This window comes from Sneathiella aquimaris (genome assembly GCF_026409565.1).
Classification (GTDB): Bacteria; Pseudomonadota; Alphaproteobacteria; order Sneathiellales; family Sneathiellaceae; genus Sneathiella; species Sneathiella aquimaris.
In genome coordinates, this window is sequence record NZ_CP112881.1 from 3,853,058 (window position 1) to 3,878,995 (window position 25,938).

Consider the following 25,938-nt stretch of genomic DNA (forward strand, 5'->3'; position numbering starts at 1 on the left):
CTTTCTTAAAACCGAATATAGAAGACTGACATTTTCCGAGTCAATATTTTTTTCTTATTTTAGAATCGATTTCGTATATCCGCAAAAATTGTATCTTTTTCTGGCTTTTTTGATGATTTCGGGGCCTTGATATAGAGTTTTCAAATAAACTCATTACTAATAAACAACCAATTCGGGAAATGACCAGAACAACCTGACGATCAACAAAGGGGGGGCTGGGGGTACGATCCACTTCGCAAATTTGTCAATAAAACCTGACCGTCCCCTATAAATCGAAAAACCGCAGGCCTGTTTCCCTTATGCCCATCAGGACGGAGAAAGACAGGTTGTTCAGAAAAACGGAATTTATCAAATGAAGAAAACGGCAACCCAAAACCCTTTCACACACCAAAGCTCTTGATTAGAAATGAGCAATGGAACAGGTGGTGTTTTTTATTGAGACCAAACAACCTAAGACATCTCGTGCCCTCTTTCTCCAGAACCATCCGGGGGTCCGCCAATGCGCAATCCTGACTGGACCCGGTTATCTGTTCAGGAAAAGTAGGATGTGCGTGAAGACCCGTTTCTTTTAGGGTCCGTTTAAAAGTGGGAAGCTGATTTATTCAGCTATAGCCTCATCGGAGCAGGGCAATATTGCAGGAGACCGGCGTCCGGCCAACCCAAAATAGGACCAGACCCCATCTAACAGACGATCAGACCTGCCAAAGGGAAAACGCACGGATATCCGATCTGTGTAAAGGAGGGCGAAGACTATTTTTTTTCAGCGAAAAGCCAATAGTCCGATTGCCCGACAATTCGGTAACCTGCATCCGCAAGCAATCTTTGTTGCCAGTCGGTAACCTGCGTGGGAATACCGGATGGATCAAGAGGCACCGGTCGATCAACCAGAATACGCGCCGGGGCAGCCTTCAGGACTTCCTCAACAATCGCGGTATGTGTCGAAGCCGTTCTCGCGTAGGCAAATGGATCGGCGTTTGAAAATGACGGCGGTATGCTCGACAATCGGGACAGAAGAAGCGGGGTTCCGCTCAACCATTTGATCTGCTCAGACGTGACCGCCTTCCGCAATTCGTCGGCTTTTTGTCCGACAAAACGACATAATGGTTCTGATGCCGCAACGCCATCCAGACAAACCTCTTCTTGTTTATACGTCCAATGGTGTTTGGATTTTTTTACGAAACGACTTGTTTGCTCCAGCATGGAAGGGGCAATCGTCACAAGAATAAGCGCAATTATTCCAAAACGCGCCGCTGCAGACCGTGAGACCAGCGCCGGAAGCACCAGTAACAGATAGAGAAGAATAGGAACCCACAAATTCTGCGCGTCAAATCGGTTCACCACATAGGGTAGGAACGCGACAATCAAGCCGATCAGGGTCAGGCTTTGCATGTCGAAACGGGTATAGGTTCTTTTCTCGCGGATATGAATAATATGTCCGACGAACAAATAAAACACATGCCCGGCAATGACGAAGAAAGGCAAATACCAGGAAAATTTCTTGCCGCCATATCCTTCGGCGAACAAGCCCATTAAATCCCCAAGACCGGTGATATCGCTGTCACCCGACCCACTGCCGGAAACCAATAACAGATAGACACATCCCAAAAAGAACGCTGCAAAGAGAACACCTGCCGAAAGTGTGACCAAAAGACCGCGTTGAAGGGTGCGGACAAATAAAGCGAAACCAAGACCCAGTGTCAGGACCAGTCCGGTTTCCAGATTATAGCTAACGGCGAAGGCAGACAGAACCGCCGCCGCCCCCCACCAAAAAAACAAGGGCCGCCCCGCAAGAGCCGGCGCAAAAATCAATCCAATGAGCAAGAAAAGGAACCGGATCGGGGATTGGTTCGGCGCTTCAATCGAAGTGCCTGAGGCGGCCATTAACGGCGCCAGAATAACCAGAATAATCAGGAAGGCGATCATCGCCAAAGGTATATTCGACCGTCCAAATCGCTGAACCAGGATCCCGAAAACAAGAGCCGCGAAGACCACGTGAATAATCTGCAAAACTGTAACAGTACCAGCAAAACTGCCAAATTCCGGGTTTGCTGTCGCCCACTCAATCAGTCGGTTCAGATAGATACCATATTCCGGCAAAGAGGCCTGAAAAGCATCTCCAAAGGTCGCCGCCAGAAGACCGTGACCAATAACACCGGTCCAGTGATGATCCAGTCCCCACAGGGTCTGATCCGCCACAGCAAAATAGGCGTGAAAGGGCAACACAAAGAAATATCCGAAGACCCCCAGCGTCACCAGACTGATGATGGCAATTCCTTTGACACTATCGGTGCTGCGCAGCAATCCATAAGCAATTGCAAGAGACCCGACGGCCATCAAGAAACTGCGCTTTTCAAAAATATTGCCCAGAAAATTGAAAAACAGGGGGAGTGCGAAAAACAGCACCAGGCCAGTTGCCACCGTCATTAACAACAAAGGATGGCGGCCTCGAAAGGACTGAAAATAAGGAAAACTGAGTTTTCTGCGGGTCAATCCAAGCCAGAGAGACAGGACAAACAGAGAAACCGTAAAAAGCAGATAAACAGTGCGCTGAAAAGCTGTGTTATCAAAGCCGTATAACGAAGAATGCTCTGGCGCATATTGAGGCGGAGTGGCGGAAAACAATGTTCCCAGTCCCCCTAACAGGCTACAGGTCACCAAGGCGGCAAAAATTAAATAGATGCGCCGTTCGTCAACAAGCTGGGCAAGGCGAAGGGCCGTATAAAAAACGGGCTGGACAACAATCAGATAGAAATTTGACGTTCTGTAATCCCGAAGGAATGAGGGTGTCATGCGTCCGTTCCTTTTTGCTTTTGTTATCGTCCGAAGTGAATTTTCACACGGTTAAGCGGCTTCTTCTCGGGCCGCCCCGGCTTCAAATTCAATTCAACAACCAGCATCATGAACACTTTGATCACTTCCAGCATATTGCGCAAGGTCACGGTCGCACGGGTTGGCTCATCTGCCTGCAGATACATCGGGACTTCGGCAAACTCGAACCCCTTCGTCAAAAGCTTAACGTTCATTTCTGAAATGATGGAAAACCGGTTTGACATCAAGTCGAGGGCCTTGACCTTTTCCGTTGGCCAGATGCCCGGGCCGTTCAGATACCCGACGGAGGTCCCAAAGAAGATGTTATGCATCATCTGGTAAATCATCGAGATAACCTGACGGCCAATAGGGCGGGCTTCCTTATTCAGGGGAACCGTCAGAATGATCTCGGCCTCATCTTTAAAATGCAGCATAAGGCTGAGCGACTCCGTACTGATGTCGTTATCCCCCGGCACAACAATAAACTGCGGATTAATTGCCTTGTGAATCCCATCCACAATCGAGCGACCCAAACCTTTGTTTTCAGGATGGTACACAGGACGAATTCTGCTGTCTTCCTGTGCCAGCTTCTCCATGATCTCTTTTGAATTATCTTCACTGCCGTCATCGATCGGAATGATTTCGTAGCCCACCAGATCATAGGTGGCCGCAACCGAACGAATGGTCTCAACGGTCAGTCGAATGGCCTCGCCTTCGTTAAAAGCTGGTACAATGAAGCTGATCATGCAAGCACCGGTTTTTTATTCAGCCACATCATTTAAGCGTTAACAGACGCTGCTTTGTCAGCGAGCCACTGCATCGCATAATGCATAACCACCAACTGCGTGTCTTCCGATATCTGCATATCATCAATCGCAAAATGCACGGAATGGGCGGCTCGCTCTTTAGCCGCGCCCCCATCATAACCCAGTATGGCAAAGGTTTCGATGCCATGATCATTCGCATAATCGATCGCCCGCAGGATATTCGCCGAATTCCCGCTGCCCGATAAAACAAGCAGCACGTCGCCCGGACGGGCATAAACCGACAGCTGTTTTGCGAAAATTTCGTCATACCCTTCATCATTGGCAAGGCAGGTCAAAATTGACGTATTGGCGGGTAGCGCATGGGCTCTCATGCCCTTGCCTGTTTTGCGGTCAATGCCATAGATCATGTCATTAGCAATATGAACCGCATTCCCGGCGCTGCCGCCATTTCCACACAAAAAGAACTGCTTTCCGTCCTTCCAGGCATTGAGAAGGGTTTCGCACAGGGCCTCGATGGCCGCTTCATCCGCACTGGCCAATGTTTTGTTCAGGCGTTCGCTATAATCCAGAAAGGAAAGTTTCATAATGTCTACAGTAACCTTAACCGATTAGGCGCTTTGGTTCATATTTTCCATCCAACGCAGATTATACCAGCGATCCTCATCCATCAGGTCGCGGCGTTGGTAGGCAGCAATTACTTCTGTTATGGCATCATCAACTGATTTTTCCGGTTTAAACCCGGCCGCCAGAATGCGGTCTGAATTCACCCGGTAAGAGCGTGGGTCGTTAGACGGTGTTACTTCGATTTCACACGGAATCTTTTCAGCAATCCGTTCTGCAATTTCAATAATTTTCAGATTTTCAAAACCGGCATTATACACGCCCGTCACCTGCGGATTATCGAGCAGGAACATATACAGACGGGCAATATCATCAATGTGGATATTGGGCCGTACCTGTTCACCACCAAAAACGGTAATCTTGCCGTTTTTTATGGCCTGCATGGTCAGCATATTGACCGACACATCCAGACGCATGCGCGGGGAAACACCACAAACGGTCGCCGGGCGCACAATCTGGACGCACATCTGATCGGCATAGCTGAGCATCACCCGCTCTGCCACCATTTTGGTTTTGTTATATTCAGAGATCGGAAGCAGCTCCAGATCCTCGGTAACCTGCTCCTCTTCTTTTACGCCGTAAACGCTACCAGAAGACGCATAAATAAAGCGTTTGATCCCGGCGCGTGCGGCGTTATCTGCCAGCTGCATTGTGGCAAGCGCACTGATTTCCCAAGTGAGTTTCGGATCAAGATCGCCGCAAGGATCATTGGCAACAGACGCCAAATGAATAATCGCATCAATTCCGTCCAGCAGCGCCACATCAAAGGACCGGACATCGCCTTGAACGACCGTGAGATTTTCATGCGCTGGCAGGAATTGGCCGAACCATTGAATGTCATAAGCCAGCACTGTATGGCCCGCTGCCAGCAATTTCGGCACCAGTACAGATCCCTTGTAGCCGCATGCTCCCGTGACGAGTAATCGCATTAGAAACTCTAAACCTTCCTAGCTATGATTGTTCGACTGAAAGACTGTCGAAAAGTCCAGCTTTGTACCCACTTGTCAAAAACCGTAAACTGTGTAACACAGGTTAAAAATATTACAAACAGCAATATGAAACTTCGCTATTACAGGGCCTTTTGACCCCCCTTGTTGCGACGCCCGATGACAGAGGAAAGGCCAGAAGAGTGAGTTCTTCAAAAACCGTTTTTATCGCCGCAATTTCAAGTGATATTGGCCTGAAACTCGCCGATCTTTATTTGCAGGCCGGGTATAAGGTAATCGGTACATACCGGCAATCCACCCAGTTGGACAGCCTGAAGAAACAGGACCGGGTTACTTTGGTGCATTGCGACTTGAACCGGGATCAGGATATCGAACAGATTGGCGCCCTGATGCAATCAAAAGGCCTGATTTGGGACGAATTCATTTCGGCCGTTGGTTTGTTGAGCCCGATCGGGAAATTCACCGAAGTCTCCGCGCAGGAATGGACCCAGTCCATAACCGTCAATTCATTGCAACAATTGGCCCTCCTTCACGCAATTACCCCGTATAAAAGGGCAGAGACATCCGGAAAGGTGGCGTTTCTTGTGGGCGGAGCGATAAACCGGGCGTTTCCTAATTATTCGGCCTATTCTCTAGGCAAGGTGATGCTGGTTAAATTCTGTGAATTGATTAGCGATGAAAATCCTCAATTACATTGTGTTGCCATCGGAACAGGCTGGGTCGCCAGCAAAATTCACCGGCAAACCCTCGACGCCGGGGCACAGGCAGGGAACAATTTCGAGACAACAAAAGACTTTGTCACCTCCGGGGAACAGGGAACGAAAATCGAAGACATTTACGCCCTGATCCAATGGTGTTTCGATCGCCCCCAAACAGCAGGGCGTAACTTCTCTGTGGTTCATGATGACTGGCGCGAAGGAGGGGAAGCCCTCAGCAATGCTCTTTGCGATGATCAGGACATGTTCCGATTGCGTCGTCACGGCAATCAGCATAAAACGGTAGAAAGCAGCACAAAAGCGAAAACCAATTCATGAAACTATCGACTTATGTAATAAATTTTTTGGCTGAAAAAGGCGTCAGCCAGGTTTTTGGGATGTCTGGCGGAGCCGCTGTCCATCTTTTGGATTCAGTTTCAAAAAATGACAAAATTGATTTTGTCTGTTCGCAGCATGAACAAAGTGCGGCCATCTCTGCCGATGGCTATGCCCGAACGACAGGCCGGCTGGGTGTTGCAATCACGACAAGTGGTCCGGGGGCGACAAACCTGCTGACCGGAACCTGCTGCTCCTTCTATGACAGTGTGCCAACATTGATGCTTACCGGTCAGGTCGCCTCGCACCGATTGAAGGGACAGCTGGATATTCGTCAACGCGGATTTCAGGAAACCGATGTAGTCTCGATTTTCGGCAGTGTCACGAAATATGCGGTTCAGCTGGAGAAGCCCGAAGACATTCGTTATTGTCTGGAAAAAGCATATTACATGGCTTTTGAAGGTCGCCCGGGCAGTGTTTTGGTCGACATACCGGATGATTTCCAACGCGCTGATATTGATCCTGACAAATTGCACGGCTTTACGCCAGATCTTACGACCCAAATGGCGGCCCAAGTGCTTGAGGGGCAGATTTCATCGGTCATGAAGGCGTTCTTTGGGGCGAAAAGGCCCGTAGTTGTTCTGGGTGGTGGTCTGAAAACCCCGGATTGCGGATTTGATTTACCGTCTTTGGTCACCGCATTGGGGGCACCGGTTGTCACCAGTTGGGCTGCTGTTGACCTGTTGCCACATGATCATCCACTGAAAATGGGCAGTTTTGGTGTCTATGCGCCGCGGCTTGGAAACTATGTTGTTCAAAATGCCGACTTTTTGCTCTGCCTTGGCACGCGCCTTTCACAAAATCTGACCGGCGGTATTTTACCTTCCTTTGCCCGAGAAGCCGAGATCGCCATGATCGATATCAGTGCGGGTGAAATGGAAAAATTTGATGGCTTTGGGATTAATATAGCGCACCGGGTTCAGGCCCGCTTGTCAGACGCCCTGCCGCATATACAGGCACGTGCCGAGAAGAGCGGCCCCTGCAAGACACCAGACTGGCAAGCGGTCTTGGAAAAATGGCAATCCCGGTTTGGTCCGGAAATTTATGATCCAGACGACAAAGATGGCTGCCTGAACGCTTATTCCTTTATTGAAAAGCTGTCTGGTTATGTGCCGGCTGAAGAAACTATTTTTGCCGATACGGGCGGAAATCTGACCTGGACCTGCAACGCTTTTCAGTTCAAGCCCGGCCAGCGCCTGCATTCCGCGTGGAATAACACCCCCATGGGATATTCGTTGCCGGCGGCGATTGGCGCCGCAGCCGCAGAGCCTGACAAACCGGTCACTTGCCTGATCGGTGACGGTGGGTTGATGATCTGTCTTGCCGAACTTGCGACCGTTGTGAAGCACAGGATGAAAATCAGAACCTTTCTGTTTAACAATCACGGGCATGGTATCCAGAAACAGACCCTGGAAACCTGGCTTGGCTCCAACTATGTCGGCGTTCATGAGCCGTCGGGCCTTGCCTTTACAGATTTTGCCGCCGTTGCAAACAGCATGGGACTGAAAACCGTCACCTTGAACAATAAAGATCGGCTGGAAGCGGATCTTGAAGAAATCTTCGCTTATGAGGGACCCGTTTTTGTGAATGTGGAAATCAATCCAGACCAAAGACTTTTCCCCGTCCTCAAATTTGGCGCGGCGCTGGAAGATCAATTACCCGCATTGGATCAATCCGACATCGAAGAACACATGGTCATCAAGCCTTTTTCAATGTAGAGAACAGGCCTAGGGTCAACACAGACGTCCAGAAAACAGGTAAAACCTATGAATATCGCTGAAAACAGTCTTTTTGAAGCTCTTCAAAGCACCCCGTCCTTACATGCACGGGACACAGCTTTCTATCAATTGCTGGACAGTTGCTGTCTGGAGTTCATCAAAAATTCCGATTTCCAATCAGAAGAGCCCACGCCTGTTCCCTTTGGGCCTTTTGGAGATCTGGTGATGCCGTTCCAGAAAATGGGCGCCATTACTTCGCTGGATCTGTTTGGATTGGATGAGTTAATCCTTTTCAGCTTTTACCTTGCCAATAAGGGCCGCATTAAGAAGGCTGTCGATATTGGGGCCAATCTGGGGCTGCATTCCATTTTGATGGCGAAATTGGGCATTTCAGTCACCAGTTACGAGCCAGACGATATCCATTTCACCTGGTTCAATGACCGGCTTGCCCTTAACGAGGTTCTGGACAACGTAACACCGGTAAAAGCGGCGGTTTCCTCTGAAAACGGTACGGCTGAATTTGTCCGGGTCGAAGGCAATACAACAGGCAGTCACCTCGCCGGTGCCAAAAGCAACCCGTACGGCGATCTTACAAAATACATGGTCGACATCAAGGCCGCTGAAGACGTGTTCAAAGACGTGGATTTCGCCAAAATCGATGCAGAAGGCCACGAAACTGTTATTTTGCAGGCCATTCCCGCCGCTTATTGGGATACGTTGGAAACCGTTGTGGAAGTGGGAACAGCGGAAAATGCCGAACAGATTTACAGCTATTTCACGGATCTGGGGGTTAATTTATTCTCCCAGAAAACGGGTTGGCAAAAAGCCGCCAGCCTCGATGATGTTCCCGTTTCCTACAAAGAGGGCAGCCTGTTTATTTCAAAACAGCCCGCGATGGTTTGGGGATAAACCGTAAGAAGGGGCCGCCCCTAATCGAACTGACTGCCTTTGCCCAGAAGGCCCTGTTTCAAGGCGGAGAAAAAACGCGCCGCCGTTTTCAGCTTGCCTGATCGCAAATGCCAGTGATTTCGGCCCTGTTCAACGGCCCCGCCTTGGACAAGCCGCTGCATTCGTAAACGGATCAGGGTTTCATCGTTATAAATTGCCCGCAGTTCATCAGCGGCCATCTGCCCGCCGTTCTTGCGGATTTCCAGCAACATCCGGATCCGCAAAGACGATTCCACGGCTTGAACAACATTAAGATAGATAAACCACCACATCAGACCCAGGCCAAGGCCCAAAACCACTTCAAAAACATCGGTTGTTTTCAAGACAAACACAAAGACCAGCGGGACCCCGATCAACGTCAGCAGAAAACTGGTTGCATACCCCCGAAGGCGCCGTCCCGTTATGCGGCTTATCAAAAGATCAACAAGCACACTGACAAAAAGCGTCGCGAAAAGGGCGATGAAAAAGTCAGTCATTTCAGCCCGTTTCCCGTTCAATTTTTAGAAATCTTTGATAAAGGCTGATCACGGCCACAATAAATCTAGACCTGGGGGTTAAGGCCAATTGCTCATTTTTTTTCACGACATCGCCTGTCGCCTGCAAAGCATCAACGCGGGAGCGAAAAAAGGGATGAGCCACAATAAAAGTATCAAAATCCGCTTTGCTTAATCCCATTGGACCAGCTTTCATCAACGCTTTTACAATCGCCAGTGTCGGCGAGTCATTCACGACCCCGATCAGGATCAACGCATACACCACAAAAAAGCTTTCCGTGAACAGGGCCATGATAAAAACCCCGGCGGCAGACAAAGTCATCCCCCCCAGAAAACCGATACCAAGCAACAGACAAAGGCATCCGTTCAGACAAATAAAGGCTGACAGATACAACCGCTGGCCCTTTGTCAGGCGCGCAATGCCCAAATGCAGGATCAAACCGGATGCCAGGGTCGCGCATAGAAGATAAAAGGCCGATTCAAACATATTATCCCTCGTTCTTTTGCAGTTGTTCTTTTTCTTCGCGAACCGCCTGAACGGCCTCACGATGGAGTAGAAAAGGGATAACCCCGAAGACCGAGGTGAATAATGTTAAAGTCCGCATCAATAAAAAGATCGAACTATAGGCCATGGTGGTGGGTTCTTTTTCCAACATATGAGCAACTTGGCCAAAGGCCGCTTCACCGATCCCCAGTCCCCCCGGAGACAGAGGAATTGCATTGGCAAACAGCCCGGCAACGCTGGAAACAACATAGCCGACCGGCGATAATCCGCTGACCCCCATGGCATCGCCCAGCAAATAAAGCGCCTCTAAGATCAGCACATACTGAAAAATTGATAGGGCAATGCCCTTAATCAAGTCCCCTCTGCTTTTCCCGTAACTTTCGAAACAGTCAACTATTGTATCGAAGATACCCATCAGAATACGCGCAACGGGCCTTGGAAAAAGGGTAATAATGGCGCGGAAAAAAGACTGAAAGCGCACGGCAATAACCGGGGCGAAAAACCCCACAACAAGACCGGAAACAACGATCACGCCGATCCAGAATTGAAACTGGTTTGGAATAAACGCCAAAACAGTGACCGCGATAAACAGCAATCCCGCAAGCCCGGTCAACCGATCCACAAGGCTGCTCATCATGATCTCGCCAATTTTGTCCTTATGCTGACGATAGGCCAAGCCACCCCGAACAAAATCACCTCCGTAGGCCCCCGGCAGGAACACGTTAAAAAACTGGCCGATAAAGGTATAATTCAAGGACTGGATAAAAGTGATGCGGACGTGTAAAGAGCCCATCAGCACTTTCCAGCGCAACGCCCCGATAAAAACAGTAGACAGAAGGCAGGCAAAAGCAACGCCCACCAGAACGGGAGAGGTGGCGGCGTTCTGCAACAAATCAAAGTCAATGAAATCGTAATAGAACAAGGCTGAGATGCAGCCCACCCCGATTAATATTTTTATCAGCAAAAAGATCAAAATTGTGTCCTAGCCAAGCCTTTAGAAAGGGCCTGTAAACCAGTTACCGGGCACATCATGAAATGGCCCTTTTTTACTCAGGATAGGTTCGACAGAAACCTCTTTACCGACCATTTTACCCACTTGCGCAGCAATATGTTCGGCCCGAATATGATAGTCTTTGGTAAGGGCCGGACTGGTTGATTCCGGATAATCAGGCGCCGTCAAACGAGCCGGTGCCGCCTTTAATTCGGACCAGCAGCGTTCCGTTACACGCGCCATGATTTCACCCGCGATACCATTTGATTGAAAGCCTGTATCCAGCACCAGTAATTTACCGGTCTTCTTGACGGATCTTTCAATCTTTTCCCAATCAATGGGGGAGACGGTGCGCAAATCAATCAAATCACAGTCAATACCCTGATCTTTGAGCACATCAACAGCATGCAGGGCCTCAATGGTCATGTAGGACACGGATACCACGGTGACCGCATCCCCTTTGCGAAGCTGATTGGCTTTGCCCAGCGGAATGGGTTCAACCGTATCCGGTGCATCTGTTTGGGCATTATGCAGCCAGCGATGTTCCAGAAAGATAACGGGATTAGGGTCCTGAATGCTGGATAATAATAATCCCTTTGCGTCAGATGCCAGGGCGGGCATCACCACCTTTAAGCCCGGAATATGCGCAAACCAGGATTGAAGATTTTGCGAGTGAGTGGGCCCCTGTCCCCAGCCCCGACCCAAAATCATGCGGATCGTAATGGGAACAGACCGCTGACCGCCAAACATAAAATGCCATTTGGCCGCATTATTCACCAACTGGTCCATGCTCAGAAGCGCAAAATCAAGCCGTTGATGGGTCAAAACCGGTTTAAAACCACCAAGGGCTGCGCCAATGGCGATACCGGTCATGGCATTTTCGGCGGTCGGCATATCGAAAACACGCTTTTCGCCATATTTTTCCTGCAGGCCAAGAGTGGTCCCAAAAACGCCTTTTGGATCAGGAACACCCAGACCAAAAACCAGAACACTGGGGTCTGTTTCCAATGCGTGATCTAATCCCGCGTTGATTTCGCTGGCAAATGTTCTCATTTCAGAAACACACTTTCTTCCATTGTCGGGGCCAGAATATGCTGCGATGCTTCTTGCAACGGCGGAAACTCTGATGCTTTGGCAAACTCAAATGCCGCCTCAACTTCCCGCTCGATCTCTGTTTGCAAACTGTCAATCTCGCCTTGGGTCAGAAGGTTGTTTTTTAACGCTTCTTTTTCGAAACTATGGATGGCGTCTCGGGATTGCCATTCTTTCAGCATCGTTTCGGGCCGGTAGCCCAAATCGTCATCATAGTTGGGGCCGCAATGTTCCCGCCAACGGAAGGTTTCAAATTCCAGAAAGGCAGGACCATTTCCGGCCCTGACATGGGCTATGGCTTTCGCCATTTTTTCATGAACCTCGATCACATTATGGCCATCACCATTATCCGTATAAACCCCAAACCCAGCGACTTTTTCGTGGATTTCTACGGTATCGTTCTGACGAACGGACAAGGGCGAATAAACTGAATAGAAATTGTTTTCACAAATGAACAGAACCGGAAGTTTCTTTAACGCCGCAAAGCTCAGGGATTCAAAGAACACGCCCGTTTCGACAACCGCATCCCCCAGAAAAACACAGGCAATATCGTCGCCGCCCTTCATCATCTGGCTATAACCCAGCCCAACGCCAACCGGAACCGTTCCGCCGACAATGGCCGTTGATCCCATAAACCCAACCGTCTCGTCAATCAGGTGCATGGAGCCACCTTTACCCCGAGCACAGCCGGTTACGCGTCCGTAAATTTCGGCAATCATTGCATTAAGGTTGCCGCCCTTGGCCAGATAATGCGCATGCGCCCGGTGACCGCTGACCGCCAGATCCGTATGCCGTAGTAATGTCCCGATTACCGCTGACACCCCTTCCTGTCCGGAAGAAAGATGGGTCGGACATCTCATCTCCTGCTCTGAATAGCGAGCCGCAATTGTTTCTTCAACACTGCGGATACGCCGCATACCCCGCGACAGATCCTGTGCCAGTTTGGCGCCTATGGAATAAACCAAAAGTAATCCCCTGTATAACCGATCTCTTTAAAGAAGGCCTTCCATTCATCCACATGCAGGATTGTCTTCGCTGTCAAATTCCATGCCTGCATGCGCTCATATTCTTCATCTGTTCGATATGCATCAACCGTGATGAAGGACTGGCCTTTCGAGACCCGCTCAATTTCCTGTAATGCTTTCCCGCAGTCCGGTTTTTCAAGATTGTGAACCGTATTAATGGAAATCACCACATCGAAACTGTTATCGCCAAATGGCAGGTCTCGTGCATCGGCAACCGAAACCTGTTCCCGGACCGTTTCCATGCTGTTTTCAATTGCATAGTCTGACACATCAACGCCCGCAACCGTGATCCCGGGGATAAGCTCTTTCAGATCGTGCAGCATGAAACCCTTTGCGCAACCCACGTCCAGAAGGCTTGAGTTTTTTGTTAGTCCGAAATGGGACTGAAAAGTCGGAATGACCGGTTGCCAGAATCTTGGAAAATAGGAAAACCCGCCATATCCATGACGCCGATCTCCATCAAAGAAGTCTTTGCCAAATTGACGCGCAATGGCCCGGTCGGCTTCTGTTTTCTCATTTCCGCGTTGCGTTAAATCCCGTTTTGTTTTCGGGTAATTCGCAAGCAGGTCGATTTCTTGTCCCATGTCACTCTCAATCGGCATCAATATAAGTATAAATTACGGTTTATGGATATAGGATTGTGGTTGCCCTTTCAGGGTCTCCAGATTTGTTTTCACCCAATCAATGGTCTCGTCAATTCCCTGATCAAGTGAGATTTGATCTGACCATCCAAGGGTCTCGCGCAGTTTGTTGTCGTTCAAACTGTAGGTTTGATCTTTTCCCTGACGCTCGCCCACAACCTCAACCAGATCAGAGGCCTCGATCCCCAGACGTTCACTGATTTTTTCCACCAGATTGCGAATACTGATCAGCTCTGGCGTGGAAATATGATAGCACTCCCCGATTTTACCTTCGAGCGCGATCTTAACGGTCGCAGCGGAGACATCTTCAATATGAATGAAAGAACGTTCAGAATGTCCCCCGCCGTGCAACTGCAATTTCTGTCCGGTCAAACCATACAGAATTGTTCGCGGAATAATCCGGTAAAGTTGCTGACCGGGACCAAACACATTGGCCGCGCGGGTAAAGACCACAGGAAAGTTGTACGCCTTAAAATAGCTCATCAGGCTCATGTCGCCAGCGGCGCGGGAAACCGCATATGGTGTGCTGGGATTAAAAGGGTGGTGCTCATCCACAAACCCGGATGTATTGCCATATACTTCCGGTGTCGAGATATGGACATAGCGTTCCAAAAAGGGAAGTTTCCGCAATTCTTCATGTAGTAAAACAGTCGACAGGGCATTGGTACGGAACCAGTCACCCGGATTATCCCAACTCTCACCTACCATACTTTGGGACGCAAAATTCACGACAAACGGAATTTCTTCCTGTTTGATCAGATCAATGATCTCGGGCAGGTTTTCATTCAGGTCCAATTGGTGAAACGAAAATTTATCCTGATTTTCTTCCCATCGATAGGGCAGAAAAGCCGAATGCGGTTCGGCCGAACGGCTTCCCCCATAAACCTGAAATCCGGCGCGCAGCAGATGGGCGCAAAAGCTGGCCCCAGAAAAGGAATTACTCCCAAGAACAAAAAACTTTTTAGACATTCACCTTCCGACCAGAACGATCTGGTACGCCCCCTTTTTTGCGGATATGCCCACCAATACAATGTTGGCGCTCAAGCGTCCATCTCAAATCATTTTTAACCCAGCATCAAACGACCGACAACCTCTTCACAAAGGTCTGTCAGGGCAAGCGTCTCGCGGAATTTCTCCGCCATCAGGCGGCGCTCGGGCGTCGGTACCCAGTAACTGTCAACCTGCGCCAGAAGTGGCGCGGCCATCGCCACACTTTCTATTTCCAGCTGGGCATTTCCAATGGCCGCGACCGTCCCAATATCCCGATGGTAAACCCCGTTATGATAGCTATTCATTCGGCCGACAAATTCGGGCAAGATCTGTGTACTGAAATCCGTAATCTGAGGATCCGCATCCAACAACTTTCTTATCACCGAAAAATCCATCATATAGACAGCACCATTTGCCAGATTGCCAATATACTCTTGCGGCTTCTCCGTAAATGCGACAACCGTACCCGCCTCGTCCAAGGACACAATTCCGCAACTTTGAGGCTGATCTGTCTCAAACGTCATCATGGTCATTGCGCAATCTGGCGTGCGCTGTTCAAAGGCGCGGATAAACGCAGTCACATCAAACAGTGTCAGGTTATCGGCATGTGCCAATAAAAGCGTATCGGAAAACTCATTTCGGAACCGGTTTAATGTACCCGCTGTGCCCAGAAGTTCGGGCTCATCAAGAAACGTCACCTGTTCCCGATAAGGGCTGTTTTCCACATAAGCGCGCACCAAGGGCGACAAGTAATGCAAATTGATAAAAACCCGATCAAAGCCCCCCTGCTTCAGCATTTCCAGCCAAATCCCCAACAACGGCCGCCCCTGCACAGGCATCAAACATTTTGGCAAGATATCGGTCAGGGGTCTCAGTCGGGTGCCAAGGCCTGCGGCAAGCAATAATGCGTCCATCGAATTCCTACCAAATACCAAGTTCGTGCCGGATCGTATCCACGCTTAAGGGTCGATTACCAACTGTGGCCACCTGACAACCGGACGCCACCGACCCGATATAGGCAGCTTCCCAGATGCTGGCACCCGCGGCGAGCGCCATAGACGCCGTCACGAGCATCGCATCCCCAGCCCCGGCAGGGTCTTTCGGCGCATCGCAAAAAGCCGGCAATCGATCTGTCATCCATTCGCTTTTGTCTGGATGCAACGTTTGTATCAGGGTGCCTTCAGCGCCCATGGTGAGCAAGATATGCGATGGATTACATTTATTGGCGAGCTTCTCAGCAGCACCAACCAAGCCGACATCATGGTCCTGAATGGCCAACCGTGCTTCAATCTCAGTGGGTTTCAACAGCAACATATCGTGAAAGCGGGAAATATCCCCGATTTGAGAGGACGACTGGCTATCCGCCACCATCAGAAGATTTTTCTCTTTTCCAAGCGCGATCATTCTGTCGACGAGCGACTGGGGCAGCACACCGTAATTGAAATCTGAAAAAACCAGCAGATCCAGAGAATCCACGCGCTCCTGAAAGGTTTCAAAAATCTCATCCTGCAAAGTCTGATCTATCGCGTGCTGTTTAAGCTTGGACACCCGCAACAGGGTCTTCCCGGACGAACGATACCGTTGTTTCAGCGTCGTCGGACGGCTGCCATCCCGACCGATAAAGGCCTGCACACCATATTCCTTGAACTTCTCAAGACTGTCTTTCGCTTCCCGGTCATCGCCGCAAACGGTGACATAGGTCGTATTTGCCCCTAAGCCATGGGCATGACTGGCGACAATCCCGGCGCCCCCGATAAATTTCTGTTCCAGAACGGGCGTGACAACAACGGTCGGATCTTCCCGTGACAACCCAAGAACATCACAGGTGATATATTCATCGACAATCAGGTCTCCGACAACAAGTACGTTAAGGTCACAGAATTTATTCAAAATGGCCGAGAAATTTTCTGTGCTGATCTGATGACGTTGTAAAAAATTGGGCGAGGCTTTCAAATTGTGGAGCGACTTCTTCGGATCACTCTCTGCCTGAATCAAATCAATCGAGGAAAAAATCGCGTCACCGGAACTAAACAGCAGTTTCCCACCATATTGAGACAATATGTCAGATTCCGGATTGGGAACGTTCTGATGCTCTTTTCCCTTGATGACCAGATCCGGACGCAGCGCATCAATGGTCGCCGTCAGATCCTCTTCCAAAAGAAAGGCATAGTCGACGAAACTGATTGCAACAATATTTTCAAGTCTTAACTGGGCCGGGACAAGGACACCGGGGTGGCGGTCATCGTTCACCACAACAACCAGGTAATCACAGCAATCCGCTGCGAATTTAAGCAGTCTCAAGTGACCGGGATGCACCACATTAAAATTACCGCTGACCATACCGATCTTGAAATCAGGGCCGTTTTCGCTCCGCAGCGCTTTAATATGGGCTGTATGCTCCTTAGGTGTCATTATCTTATCTTTCAGCCAGCGCAGGATTTATCTCGATCAAGGGCCGCATAACCCGGCCTGTCGCCAGATCATCAAGGGCGTCATTTATCGCATCAAGCGAATAGCGTTTGGTGATCATACTTTCCAGCGGCAGATCGTTCTTTTTAAACAGTTCAAAGAAACGCGGCAGATCCTGATCGGGTCGGGTTTTTCCGCCCCAGCTACCTTTCAGGTTTTTACCATTAATCAATTCGAAAGGGTCAATGGAAATCTTCTGACCAGCTTCGGGATGAGACGCAAAAACGCATTGACCGCCGTTGCGCCGGGTGACCTGAAAAGCTATTTCAATGGTTGAAATGCGGCCGGCTGCATCAATACAGAGGTCAGCACCCAGACCGTCTGTCAGCTGTACTATATCATCAATCAGCGTGTCAGACGCCCCGTCCAAAGCATGGGTTGCCCCAAGGTCCAGCGCCGTTGCTCGTTTCTCTGGATTGATATCCACCGCAATCAGGGTTTTCGGCTTCTGACAGTTTGCATACATCAACGAAATGGCACCAATACCACCTATGCCAAAAACAACGACAGAATGATGGGGCTGAATATCAAATTCATTTTGTGCCATCCCCGCCCCGGTCGGAACAGCGCACCCGAACAGAACGCCAAGATCCATTGGCAATCCTTCGGGTAACTTTGTCAGCCGGTTTTCTGAAACAACAGACCGTTCGCTAAACGTTGTAATCCCGCCGGAATTCAAGGTCGTGCCATGCCAGTCGTACAAGGCACCGGCGACATCCTGCCCGTCCCCCTTAATCCAGCCCAGAATAACCGCATCACCCGGGGCAACTTTCGTGACGCCGGATCCAATCGCCCGCACAATACCCGTTGCTTCATGGCCTAATAAATGGGGCAGATACCGATCTTCGCCGCGCTTTCCCTGAACTTCCATTAATTGACTATGACAAACACCACTAAAGGCGATCTCAACCTCGACCTGACCCGCGGCCAACGGTGGCAAGGTTACATCATCCAGAATTCGAAGTGGTTTTTGTGTCTCGAAAAGAACAGCGGCTTTCATTCGGTGTATCACTTATCCCTGTACAGGTTTGTTGCCTGATTAATATTTGAATAAGGGCCATAACATAATGAGTTACGCAGAGAATAGTAAGTTTAAACATTTCAGAATGATCAAAAAGTACGCCCCTGCTATTTGCCGATTTACCGCGGCAGACACTATTTCCTGTCGACCTTGGACAGACAACAGGATAGACAGACAGGATGAAATCAGAAAACAAAATGGAAATCCTTCTTGTTACCCCTCCGGGACTGGAAGAAGCCTTGCGTCTTGAAGCCATGGAAAAAGGCTTCAAAAAACCAGTTTCCATAACCGGGGGCGTCCAGGTACTGGGCGACTGGAAAGAGGTCTGGCGGGCCAATCTGGAACTGCGCGGCGCCAGTCGCGTGCTGGTCCGCATCGGATCTTTTCGGGTGGTTCATCTGTCTCAGGTGGATAAACGCATGCGGCAGTTTCCATGGGGCGACTATTTGCTCAAAGACCATCCGGTAAAAGTTGAGGTTACATCCAAAAAATCCCGTGTTTATCATCAGAAAGCTGCCGCCGAACGGATCGAACGGGCGTTGGTTGAGGAGATGGGCATTACGATCTCAGCCGAGGCTGACATTTGCCTGAAAATCCGCATTTTTGATGACATCTGTACCATCAGCATCGATACGTCGGGCGAAGGCCTGCACAAGCGCGGACATAAAGAAGCCGTTAATAAAGCACCTTTACGGGAAACAATGGCCGCGCTCATTTTACGGCAATGCGGCTTTAACGGCAAAGAGCCCGTCGTGGACCCCATGTGCGGATCGGGAACCTTTGTGATCGAGGCTGCCGAAATCGCAGCCCGTAAAAAACCGGGCCGTACACGCGCCTTTGCGTTTGAGAAACTGGCAACTTTTGAGAACGCTGTTTGGCAGGAAATGCGTGCCGAAAACCGTGAGCATCTTCCTGACCTTCATTTTTATGGTTTCGACCGCGATGAAGGGGCAATTAAATTCAGCACCGCAAATGCGAAACGATCCAAAGTTGATATGCTGACAACGTTTGATGCACAGCCCATCAGCACCCTTTCCTGTCCTGACGGACCGGCTGGCCTTGTGGTGATTAACCCACCCTACGGCATCCGCATCGGAGACCAGAAAAAACTACGCCCCCTCTACCAGTCTTTGGGCCAGGTTCTGACGCAAAAATTTCCGGGATGGCGGGTCGGTTTAGTCACAAATAATGCTGGTCTGGCACAAGCAACGGCTCTTCCGTTCCTGCCCGACCCTGTCAGCATCTCTCATGGCGGTATTCAGGTTAAACTCTATCAGACGGCGGCTCTTCCAATGCCTCAGGATTGAAATCTTTCACGATAGAGCTTTGGTGAAACCCCAAAAATCTTCAAAAATGCCCGGCGCATTCTTTCATATTGGCCAAACCCGGATCGATCCGCGATCCGCTTCATGGGCAGGTCCGTTTCCATCAGTAATTGCGCCGCGGCTTCCAGGCGGAACCTCTCCAGCGCTTCCGCAGGCCCCATCCCTGTCGCCTGCTTGTATCGGCGTGTAAAGGTTCGACTGCTCATACCGGTGATATTCGCAAGGTCCAAAACATTCAAACTTGCCGACAGGTTTTCCAGAACCCATTGATGCAACCTGTCAAATTCGCCTTTCCTGTCTTCGATCTGCACCTTGAGCAAGGCACTATATTGTTGCTGCCCCCCCGGCCGTTTCATGAAAACAACCAGTTCCTGAGCAATGGCCAACGCAGCCTCACGACCCAAATCCGCTTCGACCAAAGCAAGCGCCAAATCAATACCGGTTGTCACCCCTGCGGATGTCCAGATAGGCCCATCCTGAACAAAAATCGCATCCTCGCGGATCACGATATTGGGAAACTCACGCCTTAATCGGGAACAGCGACGCCAATGGGTTACTGCATTCCGGCCTTCCAGCAACCCCGCCTGTGCCAGCATAAAGGCCCCCGTACAAACACTACACACCCGTTTGCTCAAAGAAACCAGACGCTTGACGGCTGCGACTTCCTCTGGTGCCTGATAGGTTTTAAAAATGCTGATACCACCGGTCACAAAAACCGTATCAATCTGCTGATCCGGAATGGCATGCACCGGGATGGTTTCAATCCCTATACCCACATCTGTTCTGACGGTTCCGCCGGTGGCTGAACAAAATCGAAGATCATAAAACGGCGTTTTATCGGCACGGTTTATTGCACTTTTCAAAACCTGTAATGGCCCGGATATATCCAGCATCAGGGCATCTTCAAACACATAGAAATAAATAAGATGAGGGTTCATGGCAGACTTTGGGAATGATTTGGCGTAAAAGGTGGCAAGGTATTATTATACGCCATTTGTCGTTGGTCTACAATAGAGACAGAAAAGGAAATCATGATGCTTGAACTTCGCCCCAACTGTGAACTATGCAATAAAGACCTTCCGCCTGCCTCACTTGAGGCCATGATCTGCAGCTATGAATGTACCTATTGCAAGTCCTGCGTTGACAGTATTTTACATAATGTCTGTTTGAAATGCGGGGGTGGTTTTGTCCCCCGCCCCATTCGGCCCAGGAAAGCCTGGCACACAGATTATTCACTTGGGCTGGGCCATCATCCGGCATCAACAAAGCGGGTGACTGCTTCGTTCTCGGCAGAAGAAATTGCAAACCATGTTCAGCGGATTGAAAAAATACCGCCAGAAGACCGATAGCGCCGTTTGCACTGTTCCAAATTCCCCAACTAGATTATGACTATAAGGCGAGAGGGTTTTATGGGACTTGGGTTAATGGGAACAGGGAACAGTAAAAAAATCGAAGCCGTGTTTGATGTAGCTGTGGTCATGCCGACTATTGTAAGACCCAGTCTGCTAGACGCTGTGGCCTCCATTTATCAGCAAAGCTTTGACGGAACCGTACAAATCCTGATCGGCATTGATAGCCTGACCGGTGACCCGGCCATCCTTGACATGCTGGAAAAAGATATCCCGGACAGAATGACGCTTACGGTGTTTAATCCGGGATATTCCACGGCAACCCGTCACGGCGGTGTCCATACGGCGCAGGATGGCGGGGCCCTTCGGACCATTCTTTCTTTTCTGGCGAATAGCCAGTATGTGGCCTATCTGGATGATGATAATTTGTGGCACCAAAATCATCTGAAATTTCTCATGCAGGCCATTCAGGGCAAACAATGGGCCTATTCTTATCGCTGGCTGCTCGACGAAGACACCGGCGGCAAGATTACATTGGATAAATGGCATTCAGTGGGCCCGAATAAGGGGCTTATGCATGGAACGCGGGGCGGGTTTTGTGACCCCAACACCCTATTGATTGATAAACTGGCCTGTGCTGACCTTCTGCATTTATGGTCCATGGAAATTGAAGGGGCAAAAAAACTCGCCGGGGCCGACCGCCGTTTTTTTGATGGGCTCAGCGCAACGAAAAGCCATGGCGCTTCCCACCGGGCAACAGTCTATTACAAAATGCGACGAACAAACATTCTGTGGCAATATTATCAGGCAGAAAAGGCCCACCTCAAAAAAACGACGAAATCGCCTACTGACTAGTCTGCTAATAACCGGTCGAAATACGCAATTGTCTTTCTCAGACCGTCTTCCAAGGCGATTTCGGGCGTCCAGTTCATGTATTTTTTCGCACGGCCAATATCCGGGCATCGTTGCAAAGGATCATCCTGTGGTAACGGCTTATAGATCAATTCGGATTTCGATCCCGTCAGATCAATTACGAGACGTGCCAAAGAAAGGATCGTCACCTCGTCCGGATTGCCCACATTGATCGGACCGGTAACTGTGTCCGGCGTTGCCATCAGGCGAACCATGCCATCAATAAGATCATCCACATAACAAAATGACCGGGTTTGCAGGCCATTCCCATAGATGCTGATCGGTTCGTTTTTAAGGGCTTTTACAATAAAGTTGGACACAACGCGGCCATCATCCGGATGCATATTCGGACCAAATGTATTGAAGATACGCATCACCTTTATCTGTAGATCATGTTGCGTGTGATAGTCGTAAAACAGCGTTTCCGCACACCGCTTTCCTTCGTCATAACAGGCCCGGGGTCCAAAAGTATTTACCCGCCCGCGATACTCTTCAGGTTGCGGATGAATTTCTGGGTCTCCATAAATCTCGCTGGTCGACGCCTGAAGTATTCTGGCTTTCAGGCGTTTTGCGAGCCCAAGCATATTGATCGCGCCATGAACGCTTGTTTTCGTGGTTTGCACCGGATCAAACTGATAATGAACCGGGGACGCGGGACAGGCGAGGTTATAGATCTCGTCAACTTCTACAAAAAGGGGCAAGGTCACATCATGCCGCATTAATTCAAAATTGGGTTTATCCAGCAAGGACAGGATATTGACTTTCCGGCCGGTGAAAAAATTATCGACACAAAGAACCTCATTGCCCTGTTCAACCAATCGCTGGCACAGGTGAGACCCTAGAAAACCAGCCCCTCCGGTTACCAGTACTTTTTTATCGATCGTCATGCGGTCCCTCTTCTTCGTCCCCATCAGCCTTTAATTTGGCCGGTTTATCTTCTTGCAAATCCCGACCAGCATCCCAAAAACTGGCGACCCCTGTGATCCCGATCGTAGAACAGCTCCCTATCCTATCCTGCGTCTGCCCATGGCGCATCAAACCATTTCTTTTACACCGATAAACTGAAATTATACTCAGAAAAACTCACCTTTTCCGAAATATCCCTTGGCCGATCAGAAGCGCAAACATCCCTGACAGGTATCCGTCTTTCCTGTAACTGTCCGGCGACGTTCCTAATCCGTTGACTATTAAAACGGCAGTGCCTTTAACGCCTCATGCAAAAAGTCAGAGACCCGGCGGATCCGCATATTGGTCCGAAGCTCTTGATGAGAGGCGAGCCACATTGGAAGTTCAGGCAATGCTAAATCAGGAAGCAGGCGCACAAGGTTTGGGCTCTGGCTTGCCAGAAAAACACCGCCGAAACCAATCCCCGCCCCCGCCTTGACTAACTCCCAGTTCACCACCTGATCATCTGTCCGAATTGCAAAATCGCTGCGCGTGGCTGAATATCCCATACTGGACATTTGCCGAAGAATAAGATCGTTTCGATCATATCCGACAAGCTGATGGGTGAACAAATCTTCAGCATTTTTTGGAACGCCCCATCGATCCAGATAAGACCTGGCCGCAAAGCATCCGATAGAAATCTTCGTTATTTTTCGCACGATCACATCATTTTGGGTGGGCTGAACCATCCGCAAAGCGATATCCGCATCCCGGGATAAAAGATTGTCTACCTTGTTACTTGCCACAATCTCCAATTCGATCTCTGGCTCCAGACATTTCAGGTCCGCCAAGATCGGAGGCAGAATATAGGTCGCCACAACCTCACTGGCAGTAATGCGAACGCTTCCCTTCAAACCTTCAGACGTTCCAGCTGCTTTCAACAAAAACGCGTTCGCGCCCTGTGCCATTTGCCGGGCATCTTCAACCAGGGTGTAGCCCGCCTCGGTCAGTCGCATGCCGCTTCTGCCTCTAACAAATAACGACACGCCCAGCTGGCTTTCCAGCTCATTGATATGCCGACCAAGGGTGGGCTGGCTGATCTTCAGCGCGTCAGCAGCGTGGGTAAGGGTTCCTGTCTCGACGACCGCGAGAAAGGAACGAACGAGATTCCAGTCCATATCATTCATTTATGCATATTAAACATCCAATATATCGTGAATACCATTCATTAATAAACATATAAATTGGTTACATCTTGTTAGGAGACAACAAATGAAAACAATCATTATATTCGGTGCCCAGGGCAGACTGGGCTTTACAGTAACCAAACATTTCGCATCCGCCGGCTTTAACGTTGTTGCCGTCAGCCGTTCCGGCCATGTCGACGGGCTTGCATCCTCGATCGAACATCGTCAGGCCGATGCCTTAAATGAGCAAGACGTGATCCGAGCCGCGAAAGGGGCTGATTTCATCTTTAACGGTCTCAACCCTCTTTACACAGATTGGCGGACCCACGCCTTGCCGATGGCAGAAAACATCATGAAAGCGGCTGCGATAGAAAAAGCGGTCCATCTGTTCCCGGGCAATATTTACGGATATGGCGCGGACATGCCTGCGCTTCTCAACGAGCAAACCCCTGATCAGCCAACAACGGAAAAGGGAAGCATACGGTTGCAAATGGAAACACTTTTTCGGCGGTACGCAGAAAATGGGGCTGTCAGAACACGGATCATTCGTGCCGGTGATTTTTTTGGGGGTGAAAAAACGGGCTCGTGGTTTGATTTGATCGTGGTTGCCAAATTGCACAAGAACATCTTTCAATATCCGGGGGATCCCACGATCAACCATGCGTGGGCCTATCTTCCTGATCTGGCAGAGGCCTTCGTCAGTCTGGCGGGCCATGATCAAAGCTTTGGCAGTTTCGAATGTTTTACATTTGAAGGTCATACGCTGACCGGCCACCAGTTGCAGAGTGCCTTGGAACGGCTGACCCAACGATCCCTGAAACGAAAAACGGTTCCCTGGCCGGTTCTGAGACTGGGCGGCATTGTCATAAAAATGTGGGCGGAAATTGCAAAAATGTCCTACCTTTGGTTTACGCCTCATCGTCTGGATGGCACGCGCCTCTCAAAAATTACCGGTGACAAAAAGCAAACACCACTGCCCTTGGCACTAGCCCAAAGCCTGAAAGATCTTGGATATCAGGATTTGGTCGGGAAACAGACAGCGGACTAGGGGTTCTTATGTTTGTTTGATATCCACCAACTGCTTGTCTTTTTCCTGAAAATCGGGAATGATGCCGCATCATAAAGGCGATAAAGCCAAAGAAACGTACTGTTGGAGGAAGCATAATGCGTGCTCAAATGATCAAAACTCTGTCCCTCGCTGTGATCGCTGGATCCATGGCCTTTGGAACTGCGGCGCAGGCTGAAACGCGGGTCACCTATAAATCTGCGAAGAGCTCGTCTTCCTACTACCAGATGGCCGTTCAAATTGCCGAAGGCATGAAAGCAGGCTCTGACGGCGCCATTATCGTGACCGTTGAAGAGAGTCAGGGATCTGTCCAAAACGTCATGGAAGCCACTGTTCGTCCTGGCAATTATGTCTTCACTACGCCCCCTGTTCTGGTCAAACTGGCCAATGCGGGCAAAGCGATGTTCAAGGACAAACAGAACCCAAAATTTGCAGATATTCGTGCCTTGTTTCCGATCCCGTCCCTGACCATGCATTTCGTTGTGCGCAGCGACAGTGGCATTGAGAAATTTTCCGATCTGGAAGGGAAAACCATCCTGATCGGCAAAGGATCCTTCGGTGCCCGCGAAGGCGCAAAATATCTGAAACTGTTTGGCCTTGAAGGCAAGGTAACACTGGCCGATGTGGAATTATCCAATGCAGTACCAGCCCTTAAAAACAAGCAGATTGATGGCTTCGTAACGGCTGGTTCCTATCCTGCGCCCAACGTCATTGAAGCCGCAGCGGGTACAGGCGTAAAGGTTCTGTCCCTGTCAGACGATCAGATCAAAAAAACAAAACGGACGAAACTGACCATTCCGGCTGATACCTATGCAGGCGTTGGCACCGATATCAATACAACATCCCTGCCGGTTGTCGCCTATACCACGACCAATATGGATGATGCGACCGCCTATGCCCTTACAAAAACCTATTGGGAACAAAAAGCCAAACTGGGTGAGAATAACGCCTGGTGGAACGGTGTGTCTGGAAAAATGCTGAACAATATCACCGGTAAAATTCATCCGGGTGCCCTGAAATACTACAAAGAAGCTGGTATCGACGTTCCGGCATCTGCACAGTAATCTGTCCCTGTTTGGAGTTTAG

The 25,938-nt window shown here is 49.7% G+C and carries 26 protein-coding genes; 8 read left to right on the forward strand and 18 right to left on the reverse strand.

The annotated features are described in order from the left end of the window. Nucleotides 1-750 precede the first annotated feature (750 nt). From OIR97_RS18255 to OIR97_RS18270, 4 genes are read right to left on the reverse strand one after another with little or no spacing between them, the layout of a single operon-like run. On the reverse strand, nt 751-2,790 hold the full coding sequence (locus OIR97_RS18255; RefSeq protein WP_169543629.1) for a hypothetical protein: 2,040 nt from the start codon (nt 2,788-2,790) through the stop codon (nt 751-753). A 23-nt stretch (nt 2,791-2,813) separates the two neighbouring features. Further along, nucleotides 2,814-3,554 (reverse strand): glycosyltransferase family 2 protein, encoded by a 741-nt coding sequence (locus OIR97_RS18260; RefSeq protein WP_169543630.1) that lies wholly within the window; start codon nt 3,552-3,554, stop codon nt 2,814-2,816. 32 nt (nt 3,555-3,586) lie between these two features. Beyond that, entirely contained in the window at nt 3,587-4,159 is a 573-nt protein-coding gene (locus tag OIR97_RS18265; protein ID WP_169543631.1) for an SIS domain-containing protein, read from the reverse strand. Nucleotides 4,160-4,183: 24 nt separating this feature from the next. Then, nucleotides 4,184-5,125, reverse strand: coding sequence for an NAD-dependent epimerase/dehydratase family protein (locus tag OIR97_RS18270; protein WP_169543632.1), 942 nt, complete (start codon nt 5,123-5,125; stop codon nt 4,184-4,186). Nucleotides 5,126-5,325: 200 nt separating this feature from the next. On the opposite strand from OIR97_RS18270, the gene OIR97_RS18275 reads away from it, so the two are divergent. From OIR97_RS18275 to OIR97_RS18285, 3 genes are read left to right on the forward strand one after another with little or no spacing between them, the layout of a single operon-like run. Continuing rightward, nucleotides 5,326-6,177, forward strand: a complete 852-nt coding sequence (locus tag OIR97_RS18275; RefSeq protein ID WP_169543633.1) for an SDR family NAD(P)-dependent oxidoreductase — start codon at nt 5,326-5,328, stop codon at nt 6,175-6,177. Beyond that, nucleotides 6,174-7,952, forward strand: a complete 1,779-nt coding sequence (locus OIR97_RS18280) for a thiamine pyrophosphate-binding protein (RefSeq protein WP_169543634.1) — start codon at nt 6,174-6,176, stop codon at nt 7,950-7,952. Before OIR97_RS18275 ends, OIR97_RS18280 begins: the two co-directional genes overlap by 4 nt. Before the next feature lie 48 nt (nt 7,953-8,000). Next, nucleotides 8,001-8,861, forward strand: a complete 861-nt coding sequence (locus OIR97_RS18285; RefSeq protein WP_169543635.1) for an FkbM family methyltransferase — start codon at nt 8,001-8,003, stop codon at nt 8,859-8,861. Between the two features lie 20 nt (nt 8,862-8,881). On the opposite strand, the gene OIR97_RS18290 is transcribed toward OIR97_RS18285, so the two are convergent. From OIR97_RS18290 to OIR97_RS18335, 10 genes are all read right to left on the reverse strand, one after another. After that, nucleotides 8,882-9,376, reverse strand: coding sequence for a hypothetical protein (locus OIR97_RS18290; protein WP_169543636.1), 495 nt, complete (start codon nt 9,374-9,376; stop codon nt 8,882-8,884). Between the two features lies 1 nt (nt 9,377). Further along, nucleotides 9,378-9,881, reverse strand: a complete 504-nt coding sequence (locus tag OIR97_RS18295) for a hypothetical protein (RefSeq protein ID WP_169543637.1) — start codon at nt 9,879-9,881, stop codon at nt 9,378-9,380. Between the two features lies 1 nt (nt 9,882). After that, nucleotides 9,883-10,872 carry a lysylphosphatidylglycerol synthase transmembrane domain-containing protein gene (locus OIR97_RS18300; protein WP_169543638.1) on the reverse strand — a complete coding sequence of 330 codons (990 nt, stop codon included), beginning with the start codon at nt 10,870-10,872 and terminating at the stop codon, nt 9,883-9,885. A gap of 21 nt (nt 10,873-10,893) precedes the next feature. Further along, the gene (locus tag OIR97_RS18305) at nt 10,894-11,943 is read right to left on the reverse strand and encodes an alpha-ketoacid dehydrogenase subunit beta (RefSeq protein ID WP_169543639.1); all 1,050 of its coding nucleotides are present in this window, start codon (nt 11,941-11,943) and stop codon (nt 10,894-10,896) included. Next, nucleotides 11,940-12,947: a thiamine pyrophosphate-dependent dehydrogenase E1 component subunit alpha gene (locus OIR97_RS18310; RefSeq protein WP_219821601.1), complete on the reverse strand. Its 1,008-nt coding sequence runs from the start codon at nt 12,945-12,947 to the stop codon at nt 11,940-11,942. The genes OIR97_RS18305 and OIR97_RS18310 overlap by 4 nt, the downstream gene beginning before the upstream one ends. Further along, entirely contained in the window at nt 12,932-13,591 is a 660-nt protein-coding gene (locus tag OIR97_RS18315; protein ID WP_169543640.1) for a class I SAM-dependent methyltransferase, read from the reverse strand. The genes OIR97_RS18310 and OIR97_RS18315 overlap by 16 nt, the downstream gene beginning before the upstream one ends. A 33-nt stretch (nt 13,592-13,624) precedes the next feature. After that, entirely contained in the window at nt 13,625-14,617 is a 993-nt protein-coding gene (locus tag OIR97_RS18320) for a GDP-mannose 4,6-dehydratase (RefSeq protein ID WP_169543641.1), read from the reverse strand. 95 nt (nt 14,618-14,712) lie between these two features. Then, entirely contained in the window at nt 14,713-15,552 is an 840-nt protein-coding gene (locus tag OIR97_RS18325) for a nucleotidyltransferase family protein (RefSeq protein WP_169543642.1), read from the reverse strand. A 7-nt stretch (nt 15,553-15,559) separates the two neighbouring features. Then, on the reverse strand, nt 15,560-17,050 hold the full coding sequence (locus tag OIR97_RS18330) for a PfkB family carbohydrate kinase (RefSeq protein WP_169543643.1): 1,491 nt from the start codon (nt 17,048-17,050) through the stop codon (nt 15,560-15,562). Between the two features lie 4 nt (nt 17,051-17,054). Then, nucleotides 17,055-18,107 (reverse strand): zinc-binding dehydrogenase, encoded by a 1,053-nt coding sequence (locus OIR97_RS18335; RefSeq protein ID WP_169543644.1) that lies wholly within the window; start codon nt 18,105-18,107, stop codon nt 17,055-17,057. Nucleotides 18,108-18,307: 200 nt separating this feature from the next. On the opposite strand from OIR97_RS18335, the gene OIR97_RS18340 reads away from it, so the two are divergent. After that, on the forward strand, nt 18,308-19,435 hold the full coding sequence (locus tag OIR97_RS18340) for a THUMP domain-containing class I SAM-dependent RNA methyltransferase (protein WP_169543645.1): 1,128 nt from the start codon (nt 18,308-18,310) through the stop codon (nt 19,433-19,435). On the opposite strand, the gene OIR97_RS18345 is transcribed toward OIR97_RS18340, so the two are convergent. Continuing rightward, the gene (locus tag OIR97_RS18345; RefSeq protein ID WP_169543646.1) at nt 19,426-20,391 is read right to left on the reverse strand and encodes a GlxA family transcriptional regulator; all 966 of its coding nucleotides are present in this window, start codon (nt 20,389-20,391) and stop codon (nt 19,426-19,428) included. The genes OIR97_RS18340 and OIR97_RS18345 overlap by 10 nt on opposite strands. A 96-nt stretch (nt 20,392-20,487) precedes the next feature. On the opposite strand from OIR97_RS18345, the gene OIR97_RS18350 reads away from it, so the two are divergent. After that, nucleotides 20,488-20,802, forward strand: coding sequence for a DUF1272 domain-containing protein (locus tag OIR97_RS18350; RefSeq protein ID WP_169544348.1), 315 nt, complete (start codon nt 20,488-20,490; stop codon nt 20,800-20,802). Nucleotides 20,803-20,862: 60 nt separating this feature from the next. Beyond that, nucleotides 20,863-21,657 (forward strand): glycosyltransferase family protein, encoded by a 795-nt coding sequence (locus tag OIR97_RS18355; RefSeq protein ID WP_169543647.1) that lies wholly within the window; start codon nt 20,863-20,865, stop codon nt 21,655-21,657. Here the strand turns inward: OIR97_RS18355 and OIR97_RS18360 are convergent. The 3 genes from OIR97_RS18360 to OIR97_RS18370 form a co-directional block, all read right to left on the reverse strand. Next, nucleotides 21,654-22,601, reverse strand: a complete 948-nt coding sequence (locus OIR97_RS18360; RefSeq protein ID WP_169543648.1) for a UDP-glucuronic acid decarboxylase family protein — start codon at nt 22,599-22,601, stop codon at nt 21,654-21,656. The genes OIR97_RS18355 and OIR97_RS18360 overlap by 4 nt on opposite strands. Continuing rightward, on the reverse strand, nt 22,588-22,749 hold the full coding sequence (locus tag OIR97_RS18365) for a hypothetical protein (RefSeq protein WP_169543649.1): 162 nt from the start codon (nt 22,747-22,749) through the stop codon (nt 22,588-22,590). Before OIR97_RS18365 ends, OIR97_RS18360 begins: the two co-directional genes overlap by 14 nt. A gap of 152 nt (nt 22,750-22,901) precedes the next feature. After that, nucleotides 22,902-23,777 carry a LysR family transcriptional regulator gene (locus tag OIR97_RS18370; RefSeq protein ID WP_219821603.1) on the reverse strand — a complete coding sequence of 292 codons (876 nt, stop codon included), beginning with the start codon at nt 23,775-23,777 and terminating at the stop codon, nt 22,902-22,904. Between the two features lie 94 nt (nt 23,778-23,871). On the opposite strand from OIR97_RS18370, the gene OIR97_RS18375 reads away from it, so the two are divergent. Together OIR97_RS18375 and OIR97_RS18380 are read left to right on the forward strand one after the other, a co-directional pair. Beyond that, complete coding sequence (locus OIR97_RS18375; protein ID WP_169543651.1) at nt 23,872-24,834, forward strand: NAD-dependent epimerase/dehydratase family protein; 963 nt, start codon at nt 23,872-23,874, stop codon at nt 24,832-24,834. Between the two features lie 128 nt (nt 24,835-24,962). Continuing rightward, nucleotides 24,963-25,916: a TAXI family TRAP transporter solute-binding subunit gene (locus OIR97_RS18380; protein WP_407696687.1), complete on the forward strand. Its 954-nt coding sequence runs from the start codon at nt 24,963-24,965 to the stop codon at nt 25,914-25,916. Nucleotides 25,917-25,938 lie beyond the last annotated feature (22 nt).

Bases quoted from the DNA above. Each gene is read 5' to 3' on its own strand.
- OIR97_RS18255 (WP_169543629.1), bottom strand. From the start codon at position 2,790: ATGACACCCTCATTCCTTCGGGATTACAGAACGTCAAATTTCTATCTG.
- OIR97_RS18260 (WP_169543630.1), bottom strand. From the start codon at position 3,554: ATGATCAGCTTCATTGTACCAGCTTTTAACGAAGGCGAGGCCATTCGA.
- OIR97_RS18265 (WP_169543631.1), bottom strand. From the start codon at position 4,159: ATGAAACTTTCCTTTCTGGATTATAGCGAACGCCTGAACAAAACATTG.
- OIR97_RS18270 (WP_169543632.1), bottom strand. From the start codon at position 5,125: ATGCGATTACTCGTCACGGGAGCATGCGGCTACAAGGGATCTGTACTG.
- OIR97_RS18280 (WP_169543634.1), top strand. From the start codon at position 6,174: ATGAAACTATCGACTTATGTAATAAATTTTTTGGCTGAAAAAGGCGTC.
- OIR97_RS18285 (WP_169543635.1), top strand. From the start codon at position 8,001: ATGAATATCGCTGAAAACAGTCTTTTTGAAGCTCTTCAAAGCACCCCG.
- OIR97_RS18290 (WP_169543636.1), bottom strand. From the start codon at position 9,376: ATGACTGACTTTTTCATCGCCCTTTTCGCGACGCTTTTTGTCAGTGTG.
- OIR97_RS18295 (WP_169543637.1), bottom strand. From the start codon at position 9,881: ATGTTTGAATCGGCCTTTTATCTTCTATGCGCGACCCTGGCATCCGGT.
- OIR97_RS18305 (WP_169543639.1), bottom strand. From the start codon at position 11,943: ATGAGAACATTTGCCAGCGAAATCAACGCGGGATTAGATCACGCATTG.
- OIR97_RS18315 (WP_169543640.1), bottom strand. From the start codon at position 13,591: ATGGGACAAGAAATCGACCTGCTTGCGAATTACCCGAAAACAAAACGG.
- OIR97_RS18320 (WP_169543641.1), bottom strand. From the start codon at position 14,617: ATGTCTAAAAAGTTTTTTGTTCTTGGGAGTAATTCCTTTTCTGGGGCC.
- OIR97_RS18325 (WP_169543642.1), bottom strand. From the start codon at position 15,552: ATGGACGCATTATTGCTTGCCGCAGGCCTTGGCACCCGACTGAGACCC.
- OIR97_RS18330 (WP_169543643.1), bottom strand. From the start codon at position 17,050: ATGACACCTAAGGAGCATACAGCCCATATTAAAGCGCTGCGGAGCGAA.
- OIR97_RS18335 (WP_169543644.1), bottom strand. From the start codon at position 18,107: ATGAAAGCCGCTGTTCTTTTCGAGACACAAAAACCACTTCGAATTCTG.
- OIR97_RS18340 (WP_169543645.1), top strand. From the start codon at position 18,308: ATGAAATCAGAAAACAAAATGGAAATCCTTCTTGTTACCCCTCCGGGA.
- OIR97_RS18345 (WP_169543646.1), bottom strand. From the start codon at position 20,391: ATGAACCCTCATCTTATTTATTTCTATGTGTTTGAAGATGCCCTGATG.
- OIR97_RS18350 (WP_169544348.1), top strand. From the start codon at position 20,488: ATGCTTGAACTTCGCCCCAACTGTGAACTATGCAATAAAGACCTTCCG.
- OIR97_RS18355 (WP_169543647.1), top strand. From the start codon at position 20,863: ATGGGACTTGGGTTAATGGGAACAGGGAACAGTAAAAAAATCGAAGCC.
- OIR97_RS18360 (WP_169543648.1), bottom strand. From the start codon at position 22,601: ATGACGATCGATAAAAAAGTACTGGTAACCGGAGGGGCTGGTTTTCTA.
- OIR97_RS18365 (WP_169543649.1), bottom strand. From the start codon at position 22,749: ATGCGCCATGGGCAGACGCAGGATAGGATAGGGAGCTGTTCTACGATC.
- OIR97_RS18370 (WP_219821603.1), bottom strand. From the start codon at position 23,777: ATGGACTGGAATCTCGTTCGTTCCTTTCTCGCGGTCGTCGAGACAGGA.
- OIR97_RS18375 (WP_169543651.1), top strand. From the start codon at position 23,872: ATGAAAACAATCATTATATTCGGTGCCCAGGGCAGACTGGGCTTTACA.
- OIR97_RS18380 (WP_407696687.1), top strand. From the start codon at position 24,963: ATGATCAAAACTCTGTCCCTCGCTGTGATCGCTGGATCCATGGCCTTT.